The sequence below is a fragment of the Acidimicrobiales bacterium genome, from assembly GCA_035512495.1.
Taxonomy (GTDB): domain Bacteria; phylum Actinomycetota; class Acidimicrobiia; order Acidimicrobiales; family CADCSY01; genus DATKDW01.
Window position 1 is genome coordinate 1 of sequence record DATKDW010000016.1, and the last position, 15671, is coordinate 15671.

The 15671-nt window shown below is 72.5% G+C and carries 17 protein-coding genes; all 17 read right to left on the reverse strand.

All coding sequences use genetic code 11. From position 1 onward, the window contains the following. Positions 1 to 251 (reverse strand): NUDIX domain-containing protein (locus VMN58_01385; GenBank protein ID HUF31842.1); only part of this gene is annotated, 251 nt, incomplete at its 3' end. 143 nt (positions 252 to 394) lie between these two features. Continuing rightward, positions 395 to 781: a type II toxin-antitoxin system VapC family toxin gene (locus VMN58_01390; protein HUF31843.1), complete on the reverse strand. Its 387-nt coding sequence runs from the start codon at positions 779 to 781 to the stop codon at positions 395 to 397. Next, a complete protein-coding gene (locus VMN58_01395) occupies positions 778 to 1011 on the reverse strand; it encodes a type II toxin-antitoxin system prevent-host-death family antitoxin (GenBank protein ID HUF31844.1) in 234 nt (77 codons plus the stop codon). Before VMN58_01395 ends, VMN58_01390 begins: the two co-directional genes overlap by 4 nt. An 89-nt stretch (positions 1012 to 1100) precedes the next feature. Beyond that, positions 1101 to 1610, reverse strand: a complete 510-nt coding sequence (locus VMN58_01400) for a hypothetical protein (GenBank protein HUF31845.1) — start codon at positions 1608 to 1610, stop codon at positions 1101 to 1103. Next, the gene (locus VMN58_01405; protein HUF31846.1) at positions 1607 to 2245 is read right to left on the reverse strand and encodes a site-2 protease family protein; all 639 of its coding nucleotides are present in this window, start codon (positions 2243 to 2245) and stop codon (positions 1607 to 1609) included. Before VMN58_01405 ends, VMN58_01400 begins: the two co-directional genes overlap by 4 nt. A gap of 10 nt (positions 2246 to 2255) precedes the next feature. Continuing rightward, on the reverse strand, positions 2256 to 2591 hold the full coding sequence (locus VMN58_01410) for a TraR/DksA C4-type zinc finger protein (GenBank protein HUF31847.1): 336 nt from the start codon (positions 2589 to 2591) through the stop codon (positions 2256 to 2258). Positions 2592 to 2639: 48 nt separating this feature from the next. After that, complete coding sequence (locus tag VMN58_01415; GenBank protein HUF31848.1) at positions 2640 to 3590, reverse strand: site-specific tyrosine recombinase; 951 nt, start codon at positions 3588 to 3590, stop codon at positions 2640 to 2642. 8 nt (positions 3591 to 3598) lie between these two features. Then, positions 3599 to 4708 (reverse strand): alanine dehydrogenase, encoded by a 1110-nt coding sequence (gene ald / locus VMN58_01420; GenBank protein ID HUF31849.1) that lies wholly within the window; start codon positions 4706 to 4708, stop codon positions 3599 to 3601. Positions 4709 to 4738: 30 nt separating this feature from the next. After that, entirely contained in the window at positions 4739 to 5254 is a 516-nt protein-coding gene (locus VMN58_01425; protein HUF31850.1) for an NUDIX hydrolase, read from the reverse strand. Between the two features lie 49 nt (positions 5255 to 5303). Further along, positions 5304 to 6971: a CTP synthase gene (locus VMN58_01430; GenBank protein HUF31851.1), complete on the reverse strand. Its 1668-nt coding sequence runs from the start codon at positions 6969 to 6971 to the stop codon at positions 5304 to 5306. A gap of 82 nt (positions 6972 to 7053) precedes the next feature. Continuing rightward, complete coding sequence (locus VMN58_01435) at positions 7054 to 7893, reverse strand: hypothetical protein (GenBank protein HUF31852.1); 840 nt, start codon at positions 7891 to 7893, stop codon at positions 7054 to 7056. Continuing rightward, positions 7890 to 10247, reverse strand: a complete 2358-nt coding sequence (locus VMN58_01440) for a hypothetical protein (GenBank protein ID HUF31853.1) — start codon at positions 10245 to 10247, stop codon at positions 7890 to 7892. The genes VMN58_01435 and VMN58_01440 overlap by 4 nt, the downstream gene beginning before the upstream one ends. Then, positions 10244 to 11347 carry a glycosyltransferase family 4 protein gene (locus tag VMN58_01445; GenBank protein ID HUF31854.1) on the reverse strand — a complete coding sequence of 368 codons (1104 nt, stop codon included), beginning with the start codon at positions 11345 to 11347 and terminating at the stop codon, positions 10244 to 10246. The genes VMN58_01440 and VMN58_01445 overlap by 4 nt, the downstream gene beginning before the upstream one ends. Further along, complete coding sequence (gene murJ, locus VMN58_01450; GenBank protein ID HUF31855.1) at positions 11347 to 12960, reverse strand: murein biosynthesis integral membrane protein MurJ; 1614 nt, start codon at positions 12958 to 12960, stop codon at positions 11347 to 11349. The genes VMN58_01445 and murJ overlap by 1 nt, the downstream gene beginning before the upstream one ends. After that, the gene (locus VMN58_01455) at positions 12957 to 14036 is read right to left on the reverse strand and encodes a copper transporter (GenBank protein ID HUF31856.1); all 1080 of its coding nucleotides are present in this window, start codon (positions 14034 to 14036) and stop codon (positions 12957 to 12959) included. Before VMN58_01455 ends, murJ begins: the two co-directional genes overlap by 4 nt. 4 nt (positions 14037 to 14040) lie before the next feature. Beyond that, positions 14041 to 15174, reverse strand: coding sequence for a putative cytokinetic ring protein SteA (gene steA / locus VMN58_01460; protein HUF31857.1), 1134 nt, complete (start codon positions 15172 to 15174; stop codon positions 14041 to 14043). Continuing rightward, positions 15174 to 15671 (reverse strand): hypothetical protein (locus tag VMN58_01465; protein HUF31858.1); only part of this gene is annotated, 498 nt, incomplete at its 5' end. The genes steA and VMN58_01465, both read right to left, overlap by 1 nt.

The following is a 15671-nucleotide window of genomic DNA, read 5'->3' on the forward strand; positions in this document are numbered from 1 at the left end:
AAGATTCCAACCTGGGCTTCGACAGCGGAGTGGAAGTACCAGCCGGTCAACGGACCCAGCGCGACATCGACGCCGATCTCTTCACGGCACTCACGGGCAATGGTGTCGGTGATCGTCTCGCCCGGCTCCACACTCCCGCCGGGCAGCCCCCATCTCCGATCCCCGTACGTCTGGCGCAGCAGAAGAACTCGTCCCGCCGCGTTTGGGATGACAGCGTGCACACTGAACCGGAAGCGATCCTCGAACCCCATCCGCAGGACACTGCCACGGTTCTCGAAGCCCGCGCTATTGACTCCCTGCCGGCTCGTCAGCGGGCTTGCACGTACCGCCGCCGTGGCCGAGCCGCACCTGACGCTCGACGATCCGTCCCTGGGGGGTCAGATCGCTTTCAGCATCAAGGAACCAGGACCTCGACGTCGTAGGCGGCGAAGGCGGGGTCGGCGCTGAGGATGGGCACCCCGAGCTGCTGGGCCTGTGCGACGAGGAGCCGATCGAAGGGGTCGCGGTGGTGCTCGGGCAGGTCGGCCACCGCCAGGGCGTGGGCGTGCTCGACCGGCAGGCCCTCGACGAGGAGGCGCCGCATCACCTCGGGTACGTACGCCGCCGCGGCCTCAGGGAGCACGAGCTTGCCGAGCGCGTGCTTGATGGCGATCTCCCACGAGGACGCTGCAGAGAGCAGGCGCGTCGTCGACGGGTCGGCCACCAGGGCTTCCTGCTGGCCCAGGCGCTCGGGACGCGCCGCCGCCCACAGGAACGCGTGGGTGTCGAGCAGCAGTCTCACGACTCGAAGGAGTCGAGGAGGTCGTCGGGCAGCGGATCGTCGAGGTCGCCGGGCACCTCCAGGCGATGCCGGTCGAAGCCCATGGCAGGGACACCGCCTCGCGGCGCCGGGACCAGGCGAGCCACCGCTTCTCCCCGGCGGGTGATCGTGATCTCCTCGCCCGTGTCGACCAACCGCAGCAGCTCGCTCAGGTTGGTCTTCGCTTCGTGGACCCCAACTGACCTAGCCATCCAACTAGTTTAGATGTATCGCCATCGCAGATGGCGCAAGAGCGGCCGAGTGCCCCGCGGGGCACTCTGCCCCTCGACCGAGCCACCGCTCAGTCGTCGTCGGCGGCCTTGAGGGCGTCGGCCAGTGCCCGCTCCACCGTCCAGCGCTGCGGTGGTAGGTGGTGCTCGCGCGCCCAGGCCACGGTGAGGGGGTCACTGCCGGCCTGCTCGAGCAACGCAGCGCCGATCCGGTCGTGAACCAGGTACCGGCCGATGCGGCCGCCCCAGCCCGACCGTCGCTCCTGGCCGGCGAGCGCACCGATCACCGTCGCGGCCACCCGACCGACGGTCCCCAGCCCCGACTCCACCTTGCCCACGTCGTGGAGGAGGGCGGCGGCCACGACCGGCCGGGTTGCGCCCGCCCCCAGCTCGGCCTGCACCCGCCGCGCGACCCCAGCGCTGTGCCGGCGGTCGGGCCCGCTCATGCGCTCCCAGAGGGCCGCCTCACCGGGGAGCAGGTGCGACCGAGCCCAGCCGTCCTCGGCGGGAGACGGCCCGCCCGGGCGCGACGAGGCGAGGAAGCGTCGCGCCAGATGGCCGAGCGGGCGCAGTCGCCTCACAGCAGCCCGCGCCACAAGCTCAGGGCGGGGTCGAACACTCGGCTGAGCCCGCCGGGGAAGACCAGCACCACGATGAGGATGATCCCGATGGAGTACTGGCGCACGCGCAGCCACGCCGGCCACCAAGACGTCGGGAGCACGCGCTCGATCATGGCGGACCCGTCGAGCGGCGGGATCGGGAGCAGGTTGAACACGGCCAGGATCACGTTGATGAAACCGAAGAGGAACAGCGCCCGCCCCGCCACCGGCAGGTCGGAGAGGAAGAGCGCGCCCGAGTCACGGTAGAGCACCCGGAAGGCCAGAGCCGCCGCCACAGCGAGCACGATGTTGACCGCCGGGCCCACGAGGCTGACGTACATCGAGTGCTGGCGCGGGTTCCGCAGCCGGTTGGGCCGCACCGGCACCGGCTTGGCGTAGCCGAAGGCACCCAGGCCCCCGAGCGAGAGGATGATCGGCAGCAGGACGGTCCCGATGGGGTCGATGTGGGGCAGGGGGTTGAGGGTGAGGCGGCCCGCCTGCTTCGCCGTGTCGTCGCCGAGCCACAGCGCCACCACGCCGTGGGAGACCTCGTGGAGGATGACCGACGGGACCAGCACGGCCAGGACGAGCGCGACCTGAGCCCAGTCGACGCCCACGAGAGGCTGGCTAGCGCCGCTGGGCGCAGGTGATGCAGTACCGGCTGGCGGGCATGGCCTCCAGGCGGGCCTTGCTGATCATCTCGCCGCAGTGCTCGCAAGCGCCGTAGCCGCCGTCGTCGAGCTTGGTCAGTGCGTGCTTGACGTCGATGAGGGTGTCGGCGAGCTGGTTCAGCAGCGCCCGGTTCTCACCCTGCTCGGCCGCTACCTGACCGGAGTCGGCGAAGTTCTCGTCGAACTCCATGCCGGCGCTGTCGACGCCGTGCTCCTCGAGCTGGGTCACCAGCTGGTCCCGCTCCTCCTCGAGGGCGGACCGGAGCTGCTGGTGCTGGTCGGTGGTGGCCATCGGCTCAGGGTACAGAACCCCTGAGCCACTGCGACGCCAGAGGGGTGGTCAGCGCCCCGGCGCCCTCAGAGCACGCGGGTGGGCCGACTCGTAGGCCGCCCGGAGCCGGGTGGTGGATACCAGGGTGTACACCTGGGTCGTCGAGATCGAGGCGTGCCCGAGCAGCTCCTGCACGACCCGGATGTCGGCACCGTGGTCGAGCAGGTGGGTGGCGCACGAGTGGCGCAGGACGTGGGGGGTCAGCCGGTCGGCGAGGCCGACCCGGTCCCCGTGGCGGCGCACGATCCCCCATGCCCCCTGGCGCGACAGGCGCCCCCCTCGGGCGTTCAGGAAGACGGCCTCGGCGTCGCCCCGCCGGGCCCACCGCTCCGGAGCCAGAGCCTCCCGGCCCGAGCGCGACAGCCACTCCCGCATTGCCGCCTCGGCAAGGCCGAGCAGCGGCACCAGGCGCTCCTTCGAACCCTTCCCCATCGCCCGAAGGACACCGCCGTCGAGGTCGAGGTCGGCGAGGGAGAGGCCCACCAGCTCCGAGATGCGCAACCCCGTCCCGTAGAGCACCTCGAGGATGGCGCGGTCACGTCTGGCGATCGGGTCGTGGCCGAGGACCGAGGAGATCAGGGTGGCGACCTCCTCCTCGGTGAGCGCCTTGGGCAGGCCCCGGGGCACTCTCGGCACCTCCACGCCGCCCGCCGGATCGCCCGTGGCGCCGCCCTCGTCGACGAGGAAGCGGTGGAGAGATCGGACGGCCACGAGCGCACGAGCCACCGATGCGGGGGCCCGGCCTTCCGTCCGGAGGTGGGCCACGTAGGCCTCGACCACCTCGGGCGTGACGTCGTCGAGGCTCCTACCCTGCCGGTGCAGCCACGTGGCGTACGCCCGCAGGTCCCGCCGGTAGGCCCGGAGGGTGTTCTCTGCCCGGCCCTTCTCCGCGGCCAGCCAGGCCAGGAGCTCTTCGGCCTCGAGGGGCAGCACGACCGCGGGGTCGACGTCGTCGGGCACGGCCACGCTCAGGCGAGCAGGGCGGAGGGCTCGACCACCGGTCGACCGAGGGCGGACGCCACGGCGGCGTTGGCCACCTCGCCCCTGGCGACGTTGATGCCCGAGGCCACCATCGGGTCGGCGGCGACCGCCCCCGCCACCCCCTGCCCGGCGACGGCGGCCACGAAGGGCAGGGTGGCGTTGGTGAGGGCGTAGGTGGAGGTGTGGGGCACCGCGCCCGGGATGTTGCCCACCGCGTAGTGCACCACCTCGTGGCTGACGTAGGTGGGCGCCGCGTGGGTGGTCTCCCTCGTGGTCGCCACGCACCCTCCCTGGTCGACGGCCACGTCGACGATGACCGCCCGGGGCCTCATGCCGGCCACCATCTCCTCGGTGACCACGGTCGGCGCCCGCCCGCCGGGAACGAGGACGGCGCCCACCACGAGGTCGGCCTCGGCCACCGCCCGCTCGACGGCGCCGCGGTTCGAGGCGAGGGTCAGGATGCGCCCACGGTGGATCTGGTCGACCCAGCGGAGCCGGTCGAGGTTGTTGTCGAGCAGGATCACCTCCGCCTCCATCCCCGCGGCGATCCACGCCGCGTTCCAGCCGACGTTCCCGGCGCCGATGACCACCACGCGGGCCGGGCGGACCCCGGGCACGCCGCCCAGCAGGACGCCTCGGCCCCCGTTTCCGACCTCGAGGTAGTGGGCTCCCACCTGGGTGGCGAGCCGGCCTGCGACCTCGCTCATGGGGGCGAGGAGCGGCAGGCGTCCCGCACCGTCCATCACCGTCTCGTAGCCGAGGGCGGTGGCTCCGGACTCGAGGAGGCTCTCGGCCACGGCCGGGTAGGCGGCCAGGTGCAGGTAGGTGAACAGCACCAGGTCGGGACGGAGCCACCGCAGCTCGTCGTCCTGGGGCTCCTTCACCTTCACGACCATCTCCGAGGCCCAGACCTCCTCGACCGAGGCCAGGCGGGCACCGGCCGCCTCGTAGTCGGCATCGACGATCGAGGAGCCCGCTCCCGCGCCGTGTTGGACGACGACGTCGCTGCCACCCGCCACGAGCTCACGGACGCCGTCGGGCGTGAGCGCAACGCGGTGCTCGCCCTCCTTGACCTCACGCGGCACCCCGACGATCACCGCGCCACCGTAGTGGGCGCCACCCGGCCCTCAGCCTGCGGGGGCGTCCTCGCCGACGAGGTGGGTCCGGGCGAGGAGGAGGCCGATGATCGTCTTGGCGTCGGTCAGACGGCCGTCGGCGATCATGCTGGGCACGTCGTCGAGGGCGACCTGCTCGATCGTCATGTGCTGCTCCTCGACGCCCTGGGCCGACGTGGCGCACGCCACCAGGTCGAGCCCGAGGAACACGGTGGCCACCTCGTCGCAGAATCCCGGTGTGGTGTGGAAGGTGGCCAGCTTCACGAGGCGGCCGGCCCGTTGGCCGACCTCCTCCTCGAGCTCGCGGCCGGCCGCCGCCTCGAGATCCTCGCCGTCGACGTCGAGCTTGCCGGCGGGGATCTCGAGGACCTCGGCCCCGATCGCCGGGCGGAACTGGCGCACCAGCACGACCGTGGCACGGTCCTCGAGCACGGGGACCACCGACACCGCGCCGGGGTGGCGCACCACCTCGCGCGTGAACCGTTCCCCCGAGGGGTCGGTGAAGGTCCCCTCCACGAGCGTGATCACGTTGCCCTCGTGGATGACCTCTTCACCCTGGCTGGCGAACCCCGCCACCTCAGGCGCCCGGGGTGCTGACCGATTCGGGTCGCTCCTCGAGGTGGGGCAGACGGGGACGGCGTCCGTCGGCACGGGCCAAGGCGGCGCCGATGAGCTCGCGGAACAGCGGGGCAGGTCGTTCGGGCCGGCTCTTGAACTCCGGGTGGGCCTGGGTGCCGACCCAGAACGGGTGGTCCTCGAGCTCGATGAACTCGACGAGGCGGTCGTCGGGCGATACCCCCGAGCAGAGGAAGCCCGAGCCCTCGAAGCGGCTGCGGTAGGCGGGGTTGAACTCGTAGCGGTGGCGGTGGCGCTCGTAGACCAGCTCGGTGCCGTACGCGATCGCGACCCGCGAGCCGGGGGTGAGGCGGGCCGGGTAGACGCCCAAGCGCATGGTGCCGCCCATGTCGACCACGTCGCGCTGGGCGTCCATGAGGTCGATCACCTTGTGGGGGGCACGGGGATCGAACTCCGCCGAGTTGGCACCGGTGAGGCCGAGGACGTTGCGGGCGAACTCGATGGTCATCACCTGCATGCCGAGGCAGAGCCCGAGGCAGGGGATGTCGTGCTCCCGCGCGTAGCCGGCCGCGGCGATCTTGCCCTCGATCCCCCGCTCGCCGAAACCACCGGGGATCACGATGCCGTCGAGGTGGCGCAGGCGACCCTCCACCAGCAGGCCCTCGACCTCCTCCGCGTGGATCCACTCCACCTCGACCTTGGCGCCATGGTGGAAGCCGCCGTGCTTCAGCGACTCCACCACCGAGAGGTAGGCGTCGGGGAGGCTCACGTACTTGCCGACGATGCCGATGCGCACCGGTTGGTCCGCCGCGTCGACCCGCTCGACCAGCCGCTCCCAGGCCCGCAGGTCGGGCGGGGTCTCGGCCTCCGGGAGGCGGAGTTGCTGGCACACGTAGTCGTCGAGGCCCTCCTCGTGGAGCACGAGGGGGATCTCGTAGAGGTTGCCGGCGTCGGCGGCGTTGGCGCACGCCTCGACCGGCACGTCGCAGAGCCGTGAGATCTTGCGCTTCAGCTCGTAGGAGATCGGGCTCTCGCTGCGGAGGACGATGGCGTCGGGCTGGATGCCCCGGCTGCGCAGCTCGGTGACCGAGTGCTGGGTGGGCTTGGTCTTCTGTTCGCCCGAGGCACGGATGAACGGCACCAGCGACACGTGGACGTAGCAGACGTTGTCGCGGCCTACGTCGAGTCGCAGCTGGCGGATGGCCTCGAGGAACGGGAGGATCTCGATGTCGCCGACGGTGCCGCCGACCTCGGTGATGACCACGTCGATGTCGTCGCTGGCGAGGCGCTGGATACGGCGCTTGATCTCGTCGGTGATGTGGGGCACCACCTGGACGGTCTTGCCCAGGAAGTCGCCTCGGCGCTCCGCGGCCAGCACGGTCTGGTAGATCGAGCCGGTCGTGGCGTTGGAGGCCCGCGACAGGCTCTCGTCGATGAAGCGCTCGTAGTGACCGAGGTCGAGGTCGGTCTCGCCTCCGTCGTCGGTGACGAAGACCTCACCGTGCTCCAGCGGGTTCATGGTGCCGGGGTCGACGTTGATGTACGGGTCGAGCTTCTGCATGGTGACCCGCAGCCCCCGGCACTTCAGGAGGCGGCCGAGCGAGGAGGCGGTGATCCCCTTGCCCAGGGAGCTTGCGACCCCACCGGTCACAAATATGTGCTTTGTCACGTTGCCTCCCGAGTCAGCATGGCTCGGGGTTTCACGGTACCGCGTCGGCGCCTCCTCGGCGCGGACGGCCCCGATCGACCGGTCATGCGGCACGCCCCAGGCGGTCGAGCCACCGCAGGGGCGGCACGGTGTCGATCACGCGGCTGAACGACACCGCCTCGCTGGCCACGTTGAGGACGACCACGGCGATCAGCGCTCCCAACCGGACCGGGGGGGCGAAGGCCAGCACCACACCGAGGCCCAGCGCCCCGCCGAGGGCGTTGGCGCCGGTGTCGCCCAGCATGAGGCGCTCCCGAAGGTCGGCGGGGAGGGTGGCGAGCGCGGCCCCGAGCACGACCGCCGTCCCCGCCAGGCTCGTCGGGGCGCCGGCGGCCGCGACCACCACAAGGCCCGCGGCCAGCCCGACCTTGGTGGTCCGACCGGGCGCCCGGTCGAAGAGGTTGCCGAGGTTGGCCGCCAGCGCCACGAGCATGGCGTCGACCAGCAGGCGACCGAGCCGTCCGTCGGCCCGGGGGGCGCATACGACGATGGCGATGGCCGCGCCGCCCAACAGCTTGAGGCCGCCTGTGGTCAACCTCCCGCGGGCGAGGGCCCTCAGGTGGCCGCGGAAGCCGCGCCCGTCCTCGCCGCTGCCGGCGAGGTCGTCGACCAGGCCCAGCATGCCGAAGCCGACCACCGCGAGCAGGACCGCCCGCCGGGCGACTGTCGCCCCCGGATCGAGCAGGCCTCCCACCTCGGCGAGCGACCATGCTGCCTCCACCCCGAGGGCGGCGATGACGACGACGAGCCCGCCGGCGGTGGGGACGGGGCGCCCTCGGTGGTTCGTCCGGGAGAAGACGGGCTGCGACAGCAGGTGGTGGGTGGCCAGGAGCACCGCCGCCCCGACCAGCACCCCGACGGCGACGGCGACAGCGACGGTCACGGCTCCGCGGTTCGCAGGATCAGCACCGTCAGGTAGGGCAACAGCACCGCGAAGAGGATCCCGGGGATGGCCACCCCCGAGTCGTTGAGCACCCCACCCAGCACGGCCAGGACCAAGCCGCCGACCAGGCATGCTCGGGTACCCGGCATCCACCCGTGGAGGCGGCGCAGGAACCCGGGCTGGCGCCAGGCGAGGAAGGCGATGAACCCGACGGCAACGGGGATCAGCAACGTCCACACCGACGAGGTGAGGATGTTGAGGTTCGACGCCACCTTGCGCTGGATCACCGTGGTGAACCCCTCGGCGCCCTGGTCGGCCGACAGGCTGATGAAGCGGCCGAGGTGGGTCCGCGACTCCTCGGGGCGGGTCAGGTCGAGAAGGCCGAAGGCGGCGATGACCCCGACGCTGGCGACCCCGACGAGGGCGACGCGGCGCCAGCTGAGGGCGACCCCGCTCAGGATCAGCATGGTGACGATGAACGCCGGGACCGAGGAGAGCACGCCACCGACGTTGAGGCCGAGCTGGGGCAGGCCGATGGCGAGCACGGTCACCACGAACAGCACCGAGATCCCTGCCAGCAGGAGGCGGTCACCGGTGGTGTGGGGGGCGGTGGTGTCAGAGGCGGGCCGCCGGAGCCGGAGGACTCCCCACATCCCCGTGCCCACGACGATGGCCGCGATGGCGACGAGGGAGAACGCCAGGTTCCCGTAGCCGGCGAAGCGCCCGGCGACGATGGGGCCACCCCCGTAGCCGAAGACGGTGTCGATCTGGAGCCGCCCACCGGAGGCCACATCCACCAGGAGGACGGTCAGGACCAGGCCGGCGAGGAGCAGCGGGGCGACCACGGCGCCGATCCGGCCGCCACGGCTCGAGGGCCTGCCGACCCAGCGGCCGACTGCCCAGGCCACCGCTGCGAGCACAGCCGAGGCGGCGAAGAACGCAACCACGTAGCCGGCCTGCCCCAGGACGTCGTAGGGGACCAGCCCGGAGAGGAAGGCCACCGATGGCGCGGCCATGGTCGTCAGCGCCATGAAGGTGACCGCCGGCCGGAGCCGCCGGCGTCCCCCGGTCAGCGCCGCCACCGCCAGCAGGTACGTGAGGACCTGGATCGCGATGAACGCCACCGAGATCGGCCCGGCCACCGCATTGCGGAACACGGCGATGTCGTTGTCACCCGACAGGCTCCGGAAGGTGTCGATGCTCGGCTGACGGTCGCCTGCCACAGTCATCGGCGCGCCGTTCATCGCCGATGGCACCTCGACTCCGAGGGCGCGCAGGATCGTGGGGGCGACGTCGGGGAGCGTGACGTAGCCGTCCCGGCGAGTGGTCCCGCTGGAGGCCAGGCCGGGCCGGAATCCCGGGCCGGCGATCGCCGCGATCGTCAGCTCTGCCGGCAGCGGACGGGGGTCGGTGGGCCCGATGACCATGACGAGGTCGCGCTCCAGGTCCACCAAGTCCAGGGCGCCGGCCACGAGGGCATCGGCGCTCGCCATCGCCGTGGCGTGGGCGGCCGTCCGGGCCGCGGGGGTGGTCCACGGGGCGTAGCGGTCGGCCCGCTCGAGGTCGGATGCCTCGAGGACCACCAGGTCGCTGTCCCCCCACGCCGTGGCCAATGCGTCGAGGGTGGCGTCGATGTCGGCGCGGACTCCGAAGGGAGCCGCCGGGTCGTCGACCAGGAGCTGCGGTCCGACCGCGCCCCGCCACATCCGCCCATCGGTGTCCATGACTGCGAGCGCCACGTCACGCTGGATCGCCTCGCTCACGGCGGCGAGGGACTGGTCGGCGTTGCCCACCGCTCCGGCAAACTTCCCGGCATCGCGCAGAGCCTCACCGAGCGACCCTGGGACGGCGCCGAACAGGAGCCGGTCGTTGGCGGCGCTGATGTTGGCGATCCCGACGTGCACCGAGGCGGCCCCCTCGGCCGCACAGGCGCAGCGCCGCTCGAAGACCTGGAAGGCATCGCCACCCTCGAACGACGAGCCCGGCGGGAAGCTGAGCCCGGCGATGCCCAGCGAGACGGTGGCCCGGTTCCCGGCGCCGATCGTGGCATAGGAGCGAGCGAGCAGGGACACCGCCCCGATCGTCCGGACGCTCATCGACGCGACAGCGCTCTGCTCCAGCAGGCCGACAAGCGCCGGGGGCCGGTGCTCGACGACGTCGCTCCACCGGACGGTCGGAAGGGAGATCACGAGCACCCTCTCGACGGCGGCGACCTCTCCGTCACCGATGGCCTCGACTTCCCCTCCCGGCTCGACCGGGTGGTCGTCGTCGAGCGCGCCCGCCGGTGCGACCGTCGCCAACACCACGGCGGCCAACACGACCAGCAGGCCGAAGCGATGCCACGGTCGTCTCACGAGCCTCCCACCACGTCGCGGTACACGGCTTCGACGCCGTCGACCAAGGTGACGGGCCCGAAGCGCTGCCGGGCCAGCTCCTGGCCCGCGGCCGCCATTCTGGCCGCCGCCGCCGGTTCGGTCAGCATCTCCTCGACGGCACGGGCGAGCCCGGCGGCGTCGTCCACCGCCACGAGGCGACCGGTCTGGCCGTCGATGACGACCTGGGGGGCAGCACCGACCGCGGTGGTGACCACCGGCCGGCCGAGGGCGAGCGCCTCGAAGACCACCAGCGGCCCGGACTCCCACCGGGAGGGCACCACCACCACGTCGGCGGCGGCGAGCTCGTCGGCGACGCTCGCCCGGCTGCCCGCGAGATGCAGCTCCCGGCCGAGGTCGAGCGCCTCGATGCGAGCGCGGAGCTCTCCCTCCAGCGGACCCTCGCCGAAGACCACCGCCCGGACCCCCGGCACCCGGTCGCGGAGCGCGGCGACCGCGTCGATGAGGACGTCGAGGCCCTTCTGCGGATGGAGCCGCGCCGCGGTGACGAGCAGGTGCTCGCCGGGGCCGATCCCCAGATCGGCCCGAACCTCGGCCGACGTGCGCCGCACGTCCGGCGCCGGGCCGGCCGGCGGGACGACGCTGATCCGGTCGGCCCCCGCGGACCCCGAGAAGCGGCGCGCCACGCCTCCGGAGACGGCGATCACGGCGTCAACTCGGGCAGGCAGGGCCGCCTCCAGCATCCGGAGGCCCCGGTAGGAGCGGCCAGTGGCCCCCCGGAGGACGAGGTTGTGCACGCTCACGACCAGCGGGGGCCGGCGCCGGACGAGGGCTGCGACCCACCCGGCCTTGAGGCCGTGGGCGTGCACGAGGTCGAAGCCGGCGGCCAGCGCAGTGAGATCGCGCCGCGCCCGGACGGCAGATCGTGGGTCGAGGCCGGCTGGTACCTCGACCACGTGGTCGAGCCGTCCGACGCCCTCCATGACCCCGCTGGGCCCGGCCACGCGCACCAGGTGGCCGCGCTCCTCGAGGGAGGAGGAGAGGTGGGCGACGTGGCGGCGGATCCCGCCAGTCGAGGGGCCGAGCAGCTGGAGGATGCGAAGGGGGCGTTCCATGCCCATCACCGGCCCCTCATCATGTCGGCGACAGCGCGAGGAGGGGTGCGCCCGACGACCGCCTGCGCTCCCACGTAGACGACGAGACCCACCGAGCCGGCGAACGCCAGGGTGAGGAGGGCGCCGGGGCGGCCTCCCACCTCGACAACGGTCGCCGCCGCCACCATGGCCGCCCCGGCGAGCGCGGCCGACGCGACGCCGGCAGCGAGCGAGGAGACCACGGGCCCGGGGCTCCCGACCGGGACCCGTCGCCGGAGGAGCACGAAGATGGCCACGGACCCAGCCAGGTAGGCGACCGAGTGGGCGCCGGCGAGGGCGGGCACCCGCGCATCGTCGGGGACGAGGTTGAAGCTCGCCACCATCATGACGGCGCCGCCGACCACCACCGCCGCGCCCACCAGCGCCGGGGTGCGCGTGTCGCCACGGGCGTAGAAGGCACGGGCGAGGAACAGGAAGGCGCCGTAGCCGAGGAGGCCGGGGGCGAACGCGGCCACCGAACCGGCCACCTGGCGGGCGCCGTCCCCGGTGATCTCCCCGAAGAGGAAGGCGTCCGACAGCGGCCCGGCCATGGCGACGAAGAAGGCCGTGGCCGGAAGCACGAGGTAGGCGATGACCCGGACACCGGAGCCGACCGCCCGGCTGAAGGCGGCGTCGTCGCCCGTCGAGGTGTGCCGGGCCAGCATGGGGAACAGCGCGGTCAGCACCGGGAGGGCGAAGAGGGCGTGCGGGAGCAGGAAGAACGTGAACGCCACCTGGTAGGCCACGACGCCGCCCTCGACCCGGTTCGAAAGCACCAGCACCACGGCCATGAGGACCTGGGTGCCGGCCAGGAGGAAGGCGGCCCAGACGCCGAGCCGGGCGATCCGGCGCACCTCGGGGTGGCGGAAGTCGAAGCGGGGCCGCAGCGAGAAGCCACTGCGGACCACGGCGATCACCGGCACGGCGCAGAAGGCGAGCACACCGAGGGTCGTGCCACCGCCGAGCACCAGGATCTGCGCACCGGTGAGGTCCAAGCTGGGGCTGGCGCCGTCCCTCAGGTACCAGAACAGCCCGTACGAGGCGGTCACCACCACGTTGTTCACGGCGGGGGCGAAGACGGGGAGGGAGAAGCGCCCACGGGCGTTGAGCACCCCGGTGGCCACCATGCCAGCGGCGTACAGCACCACCTGCGGCAGGAAGAACCACAACAGGATGGTCCCGAGGCGGATCTGCGCCTCCCGGACCTCCGGGGACGCCACCCCCGACACCAGCACCCGCATCACCCACGGAGCGGCCAGCGCCCCGATGCCCGCCAGGACGGCGAGGCCCGCGCCGGCGAGGCCCAGGACGGAGCCGGTGACGTGCTGGGCCTCTGCCTCATCCCCCTGGTCGAGGAGCTCGACGAGGCTGGGGATCAGCACCGCCTGCAGCACCCCGGCGGCGAAGAGCTCGAAGAGCAGGTTCGGGATCGTGTTGGCGGACTGGTAGGTGTTCCCCAGGAAGGTGGTGCCGAGGACGGCCGCCACCACCAGGATCCGCACGAAGCCCGTGAGCCGCGAGAGCAGCGTGATGGCGGTCATCGCCACCGTCGACCGGGCCAGGTCGACCGACGGCGCGCCGGCGGCCGCCGCCGCCGTCATCCCTCGTCGTTCGGCGACGTCGACGGGGGCGCCGGGAACAGCCTGGTGGCGTCCGGACGGGTGCCGTAGTGGCCCGTCACCCCGAGGCCGAGGTCCTCGAGTGCGAGGATCGTGGCCAGCCGCCCCGAGAACTCGTCGAGGTTGTCGACCGTGGAGAGGCGGGTGGCCAGGTTGCCGGCCGCCCGCAGGCCCTCGACGAACGCCTCGCCCTCCTCGACCTCGTCGTCGGGCTCGTCCTCCTCAGGGGTGGGCGCGGCGGGCTCGACCGCCACGACGCCCATCGGAGGTTCGGCACGGCCGGTCACCACCAGCTCCAGCGCGAGCCGGCGCCCGAGCACCTCGTCGTCGACCATGGCAGCGACGCCGCTGAGCACGACCACCCGGGTGCCCGGGCGGACGAGTGCCTCGTCCGCCGCGACCTCGGCCCCGAGATCGATCTCAGCGAACCCGGTCGCCACCAGCTCGTCGAGCAGAGAGCCACCGGGCGGTGGTCCCTCCTCCCCGGCCCCGGCGTCGGCGTCGACGGCGGTGTCCTCGTCGCCTCCTTCACCGGTGACCTCCTCTTCGGCGGCAGCGCCTCGGAGCTCGGCCGCCAACCGGATGACGGCCAGGTTCCGCAGCACGCCGCGCGGGAGCTCGGCGCGCTCGCCCAGGACACCGGCGATGGCCGTCGCATCGTCGGCGTCGTCGAGCGCGAACCGCGCCGACAGCCAGACCGTCCCGCGGACATCGGCACCTGCCGCCCCCACCAGCTCCATCAGGTCGTCGTGGACCTCCCCCTCGAGGCCCCGGACCGCGATGACCAGGACGGGCACATCGTCGAGCGTGCCGGCAACGAGGCGCTCGCCGCCTTCCGACGCCAGGCGGTCGGAGCGCTCCCGCAGCTCATCCATCTCGTCGCTGAGGGCACGGTTGGTGTCACGCGCGTCGTCGATGTCGTCGCGGAGGATCCGTTGCTGGTCCTCGAGTCGGTCGACGAGGGCGCGGTCGATCACCGTGGTACCGACGATCACGCCGATGCTGAGGGCGAGGAAGACGGCGACGAGCGAGACGACGTGGTAGCGGAAGCTCAGCATTGTCCTAGCGGGCGAGCAGCCAGAGCTGCTCGAGGAAGAGGCGGGCGGGCTGGCTGATGGCGGTCACGGCGACGAGGGCGGCAACCGCCGAACCCACCAGCAGGAAGACGTCGCGCTTGCGCACGCGACCGTCGTAGAGCTTGTTGACCCCCTTGGCATCGACGAGGATCGGGCCGACCTTCAGCCGGACGAGGAAGGTAGAGGCCATCCCGGCTCGGCCCTTGTCGAGGAAGTCGACCATGGAGCTGTGGGTCCCCACGGCAACGATGAGCTTCGCACCGTTCTCGTAGGCCAGCAGCATGGCGATGTCCTCGCTGGTCCCGGGGGCTTCGTAGAGGAGGTGCTCGACGCCGAGGTCGACGAGGCGCGCGGCGCCGGGCGCCTCACCTCCGCGGTAGGCGTGGACGACCACGACCGCACCGCAGCGGAGGGCTCGCTCGGACACCGAGTCCATGTCGCCGATGATGATGTCGGGGCGGCGACCGATCTCGAGCAGGGCGTCGGCGGCACCATCGACGGCGATGAGCACCGGACGCATGTCGGCCAGGTAGCCGCCCTGGCGCAGGGCCGCCAGGTCGTCCTTGTAGTCGTGGCCGCGGACGACCACCAGGACGTGGCGTCCCCGCATGTCGACACCGACGTCGGGCACCTCGGGCTCGTCGAGCAGGAGGTGCTGCTCGCGCTGCATGTACTCGAGGGTGTTGGCCGCGAAGCGCTCCAGCTCACCACCCATCGAGGCCTTGGCTGCCTCGATCTGCTCCTCGAGCGTGGCGATCGACTGGCGGTCACCGTTGCCCGTCCAGGTGCCCGCCACCACGGCGCCTCCTCGGACGGTGACCTTGTCCCCCTCCTTCACCGCCTCCATGACCTCGGGACCCACGCCGTCGACGAGCGGGATGCCGGCGGCGGTGATGAGAAGCGGTCCCAAGTTGGGGTAGCGACCGGAGATCGAAGCTGCGGCGTTGACCACGGCGGCCGGGCGAGCCTCGAGGAGCGCCTCGGCTGCCACCCGGTCGAGGTCGAGGTGGTCGATGATGGCCACGTCACCGGGGCGGAGCCGCTTGGCGAGGTCCTTGGTGCGGGTGTCGACGCGGGCCGGGCCACGGACCACGTCGAGCTCGTCGAGTGGGCGGGCCATCACCGCCCCCGCTCACGTGCCGCCACGGCGAGCAGCTCCTCGGCGTGGTCGTGGGCGGCGGCGCTCCCCGGCTGACCCGAGAGCATGCGCGACAGCTCAACCACCCGACCAGCATCGTCGAGCAGGCGCGCGGAGGCGACCGTGCGGTCGTCGACGTCGTCCTTCGTCACCGCCACCTGGGCATCGGCGAAGGCGGCGACCTGCGGGAGGTGGGTGACCACGAGGACCTGGGTGGTCCGCCCCAGGGCCGCCAGAGAACGGCCGACCGCAAGTGCCGCCTCACCGCCGATCCCGGCATCGACCTCGTCGAACACCAGGGAACCGGCGCCTCTGGGGCCGTCGGCGTGGTCGCCCAGCACCAGGCGGAGGGCCAACATCGTCCGGGCGAGCTCGCCGCCCGACGCGACCTTGCGCAAGGGAGCGAGACCCTCCCCCACGTTGGCCCCGAGGAGGAAGCTGATGTCGTCGCCGGGGTCGTCCTCACCGACCGAGACCTC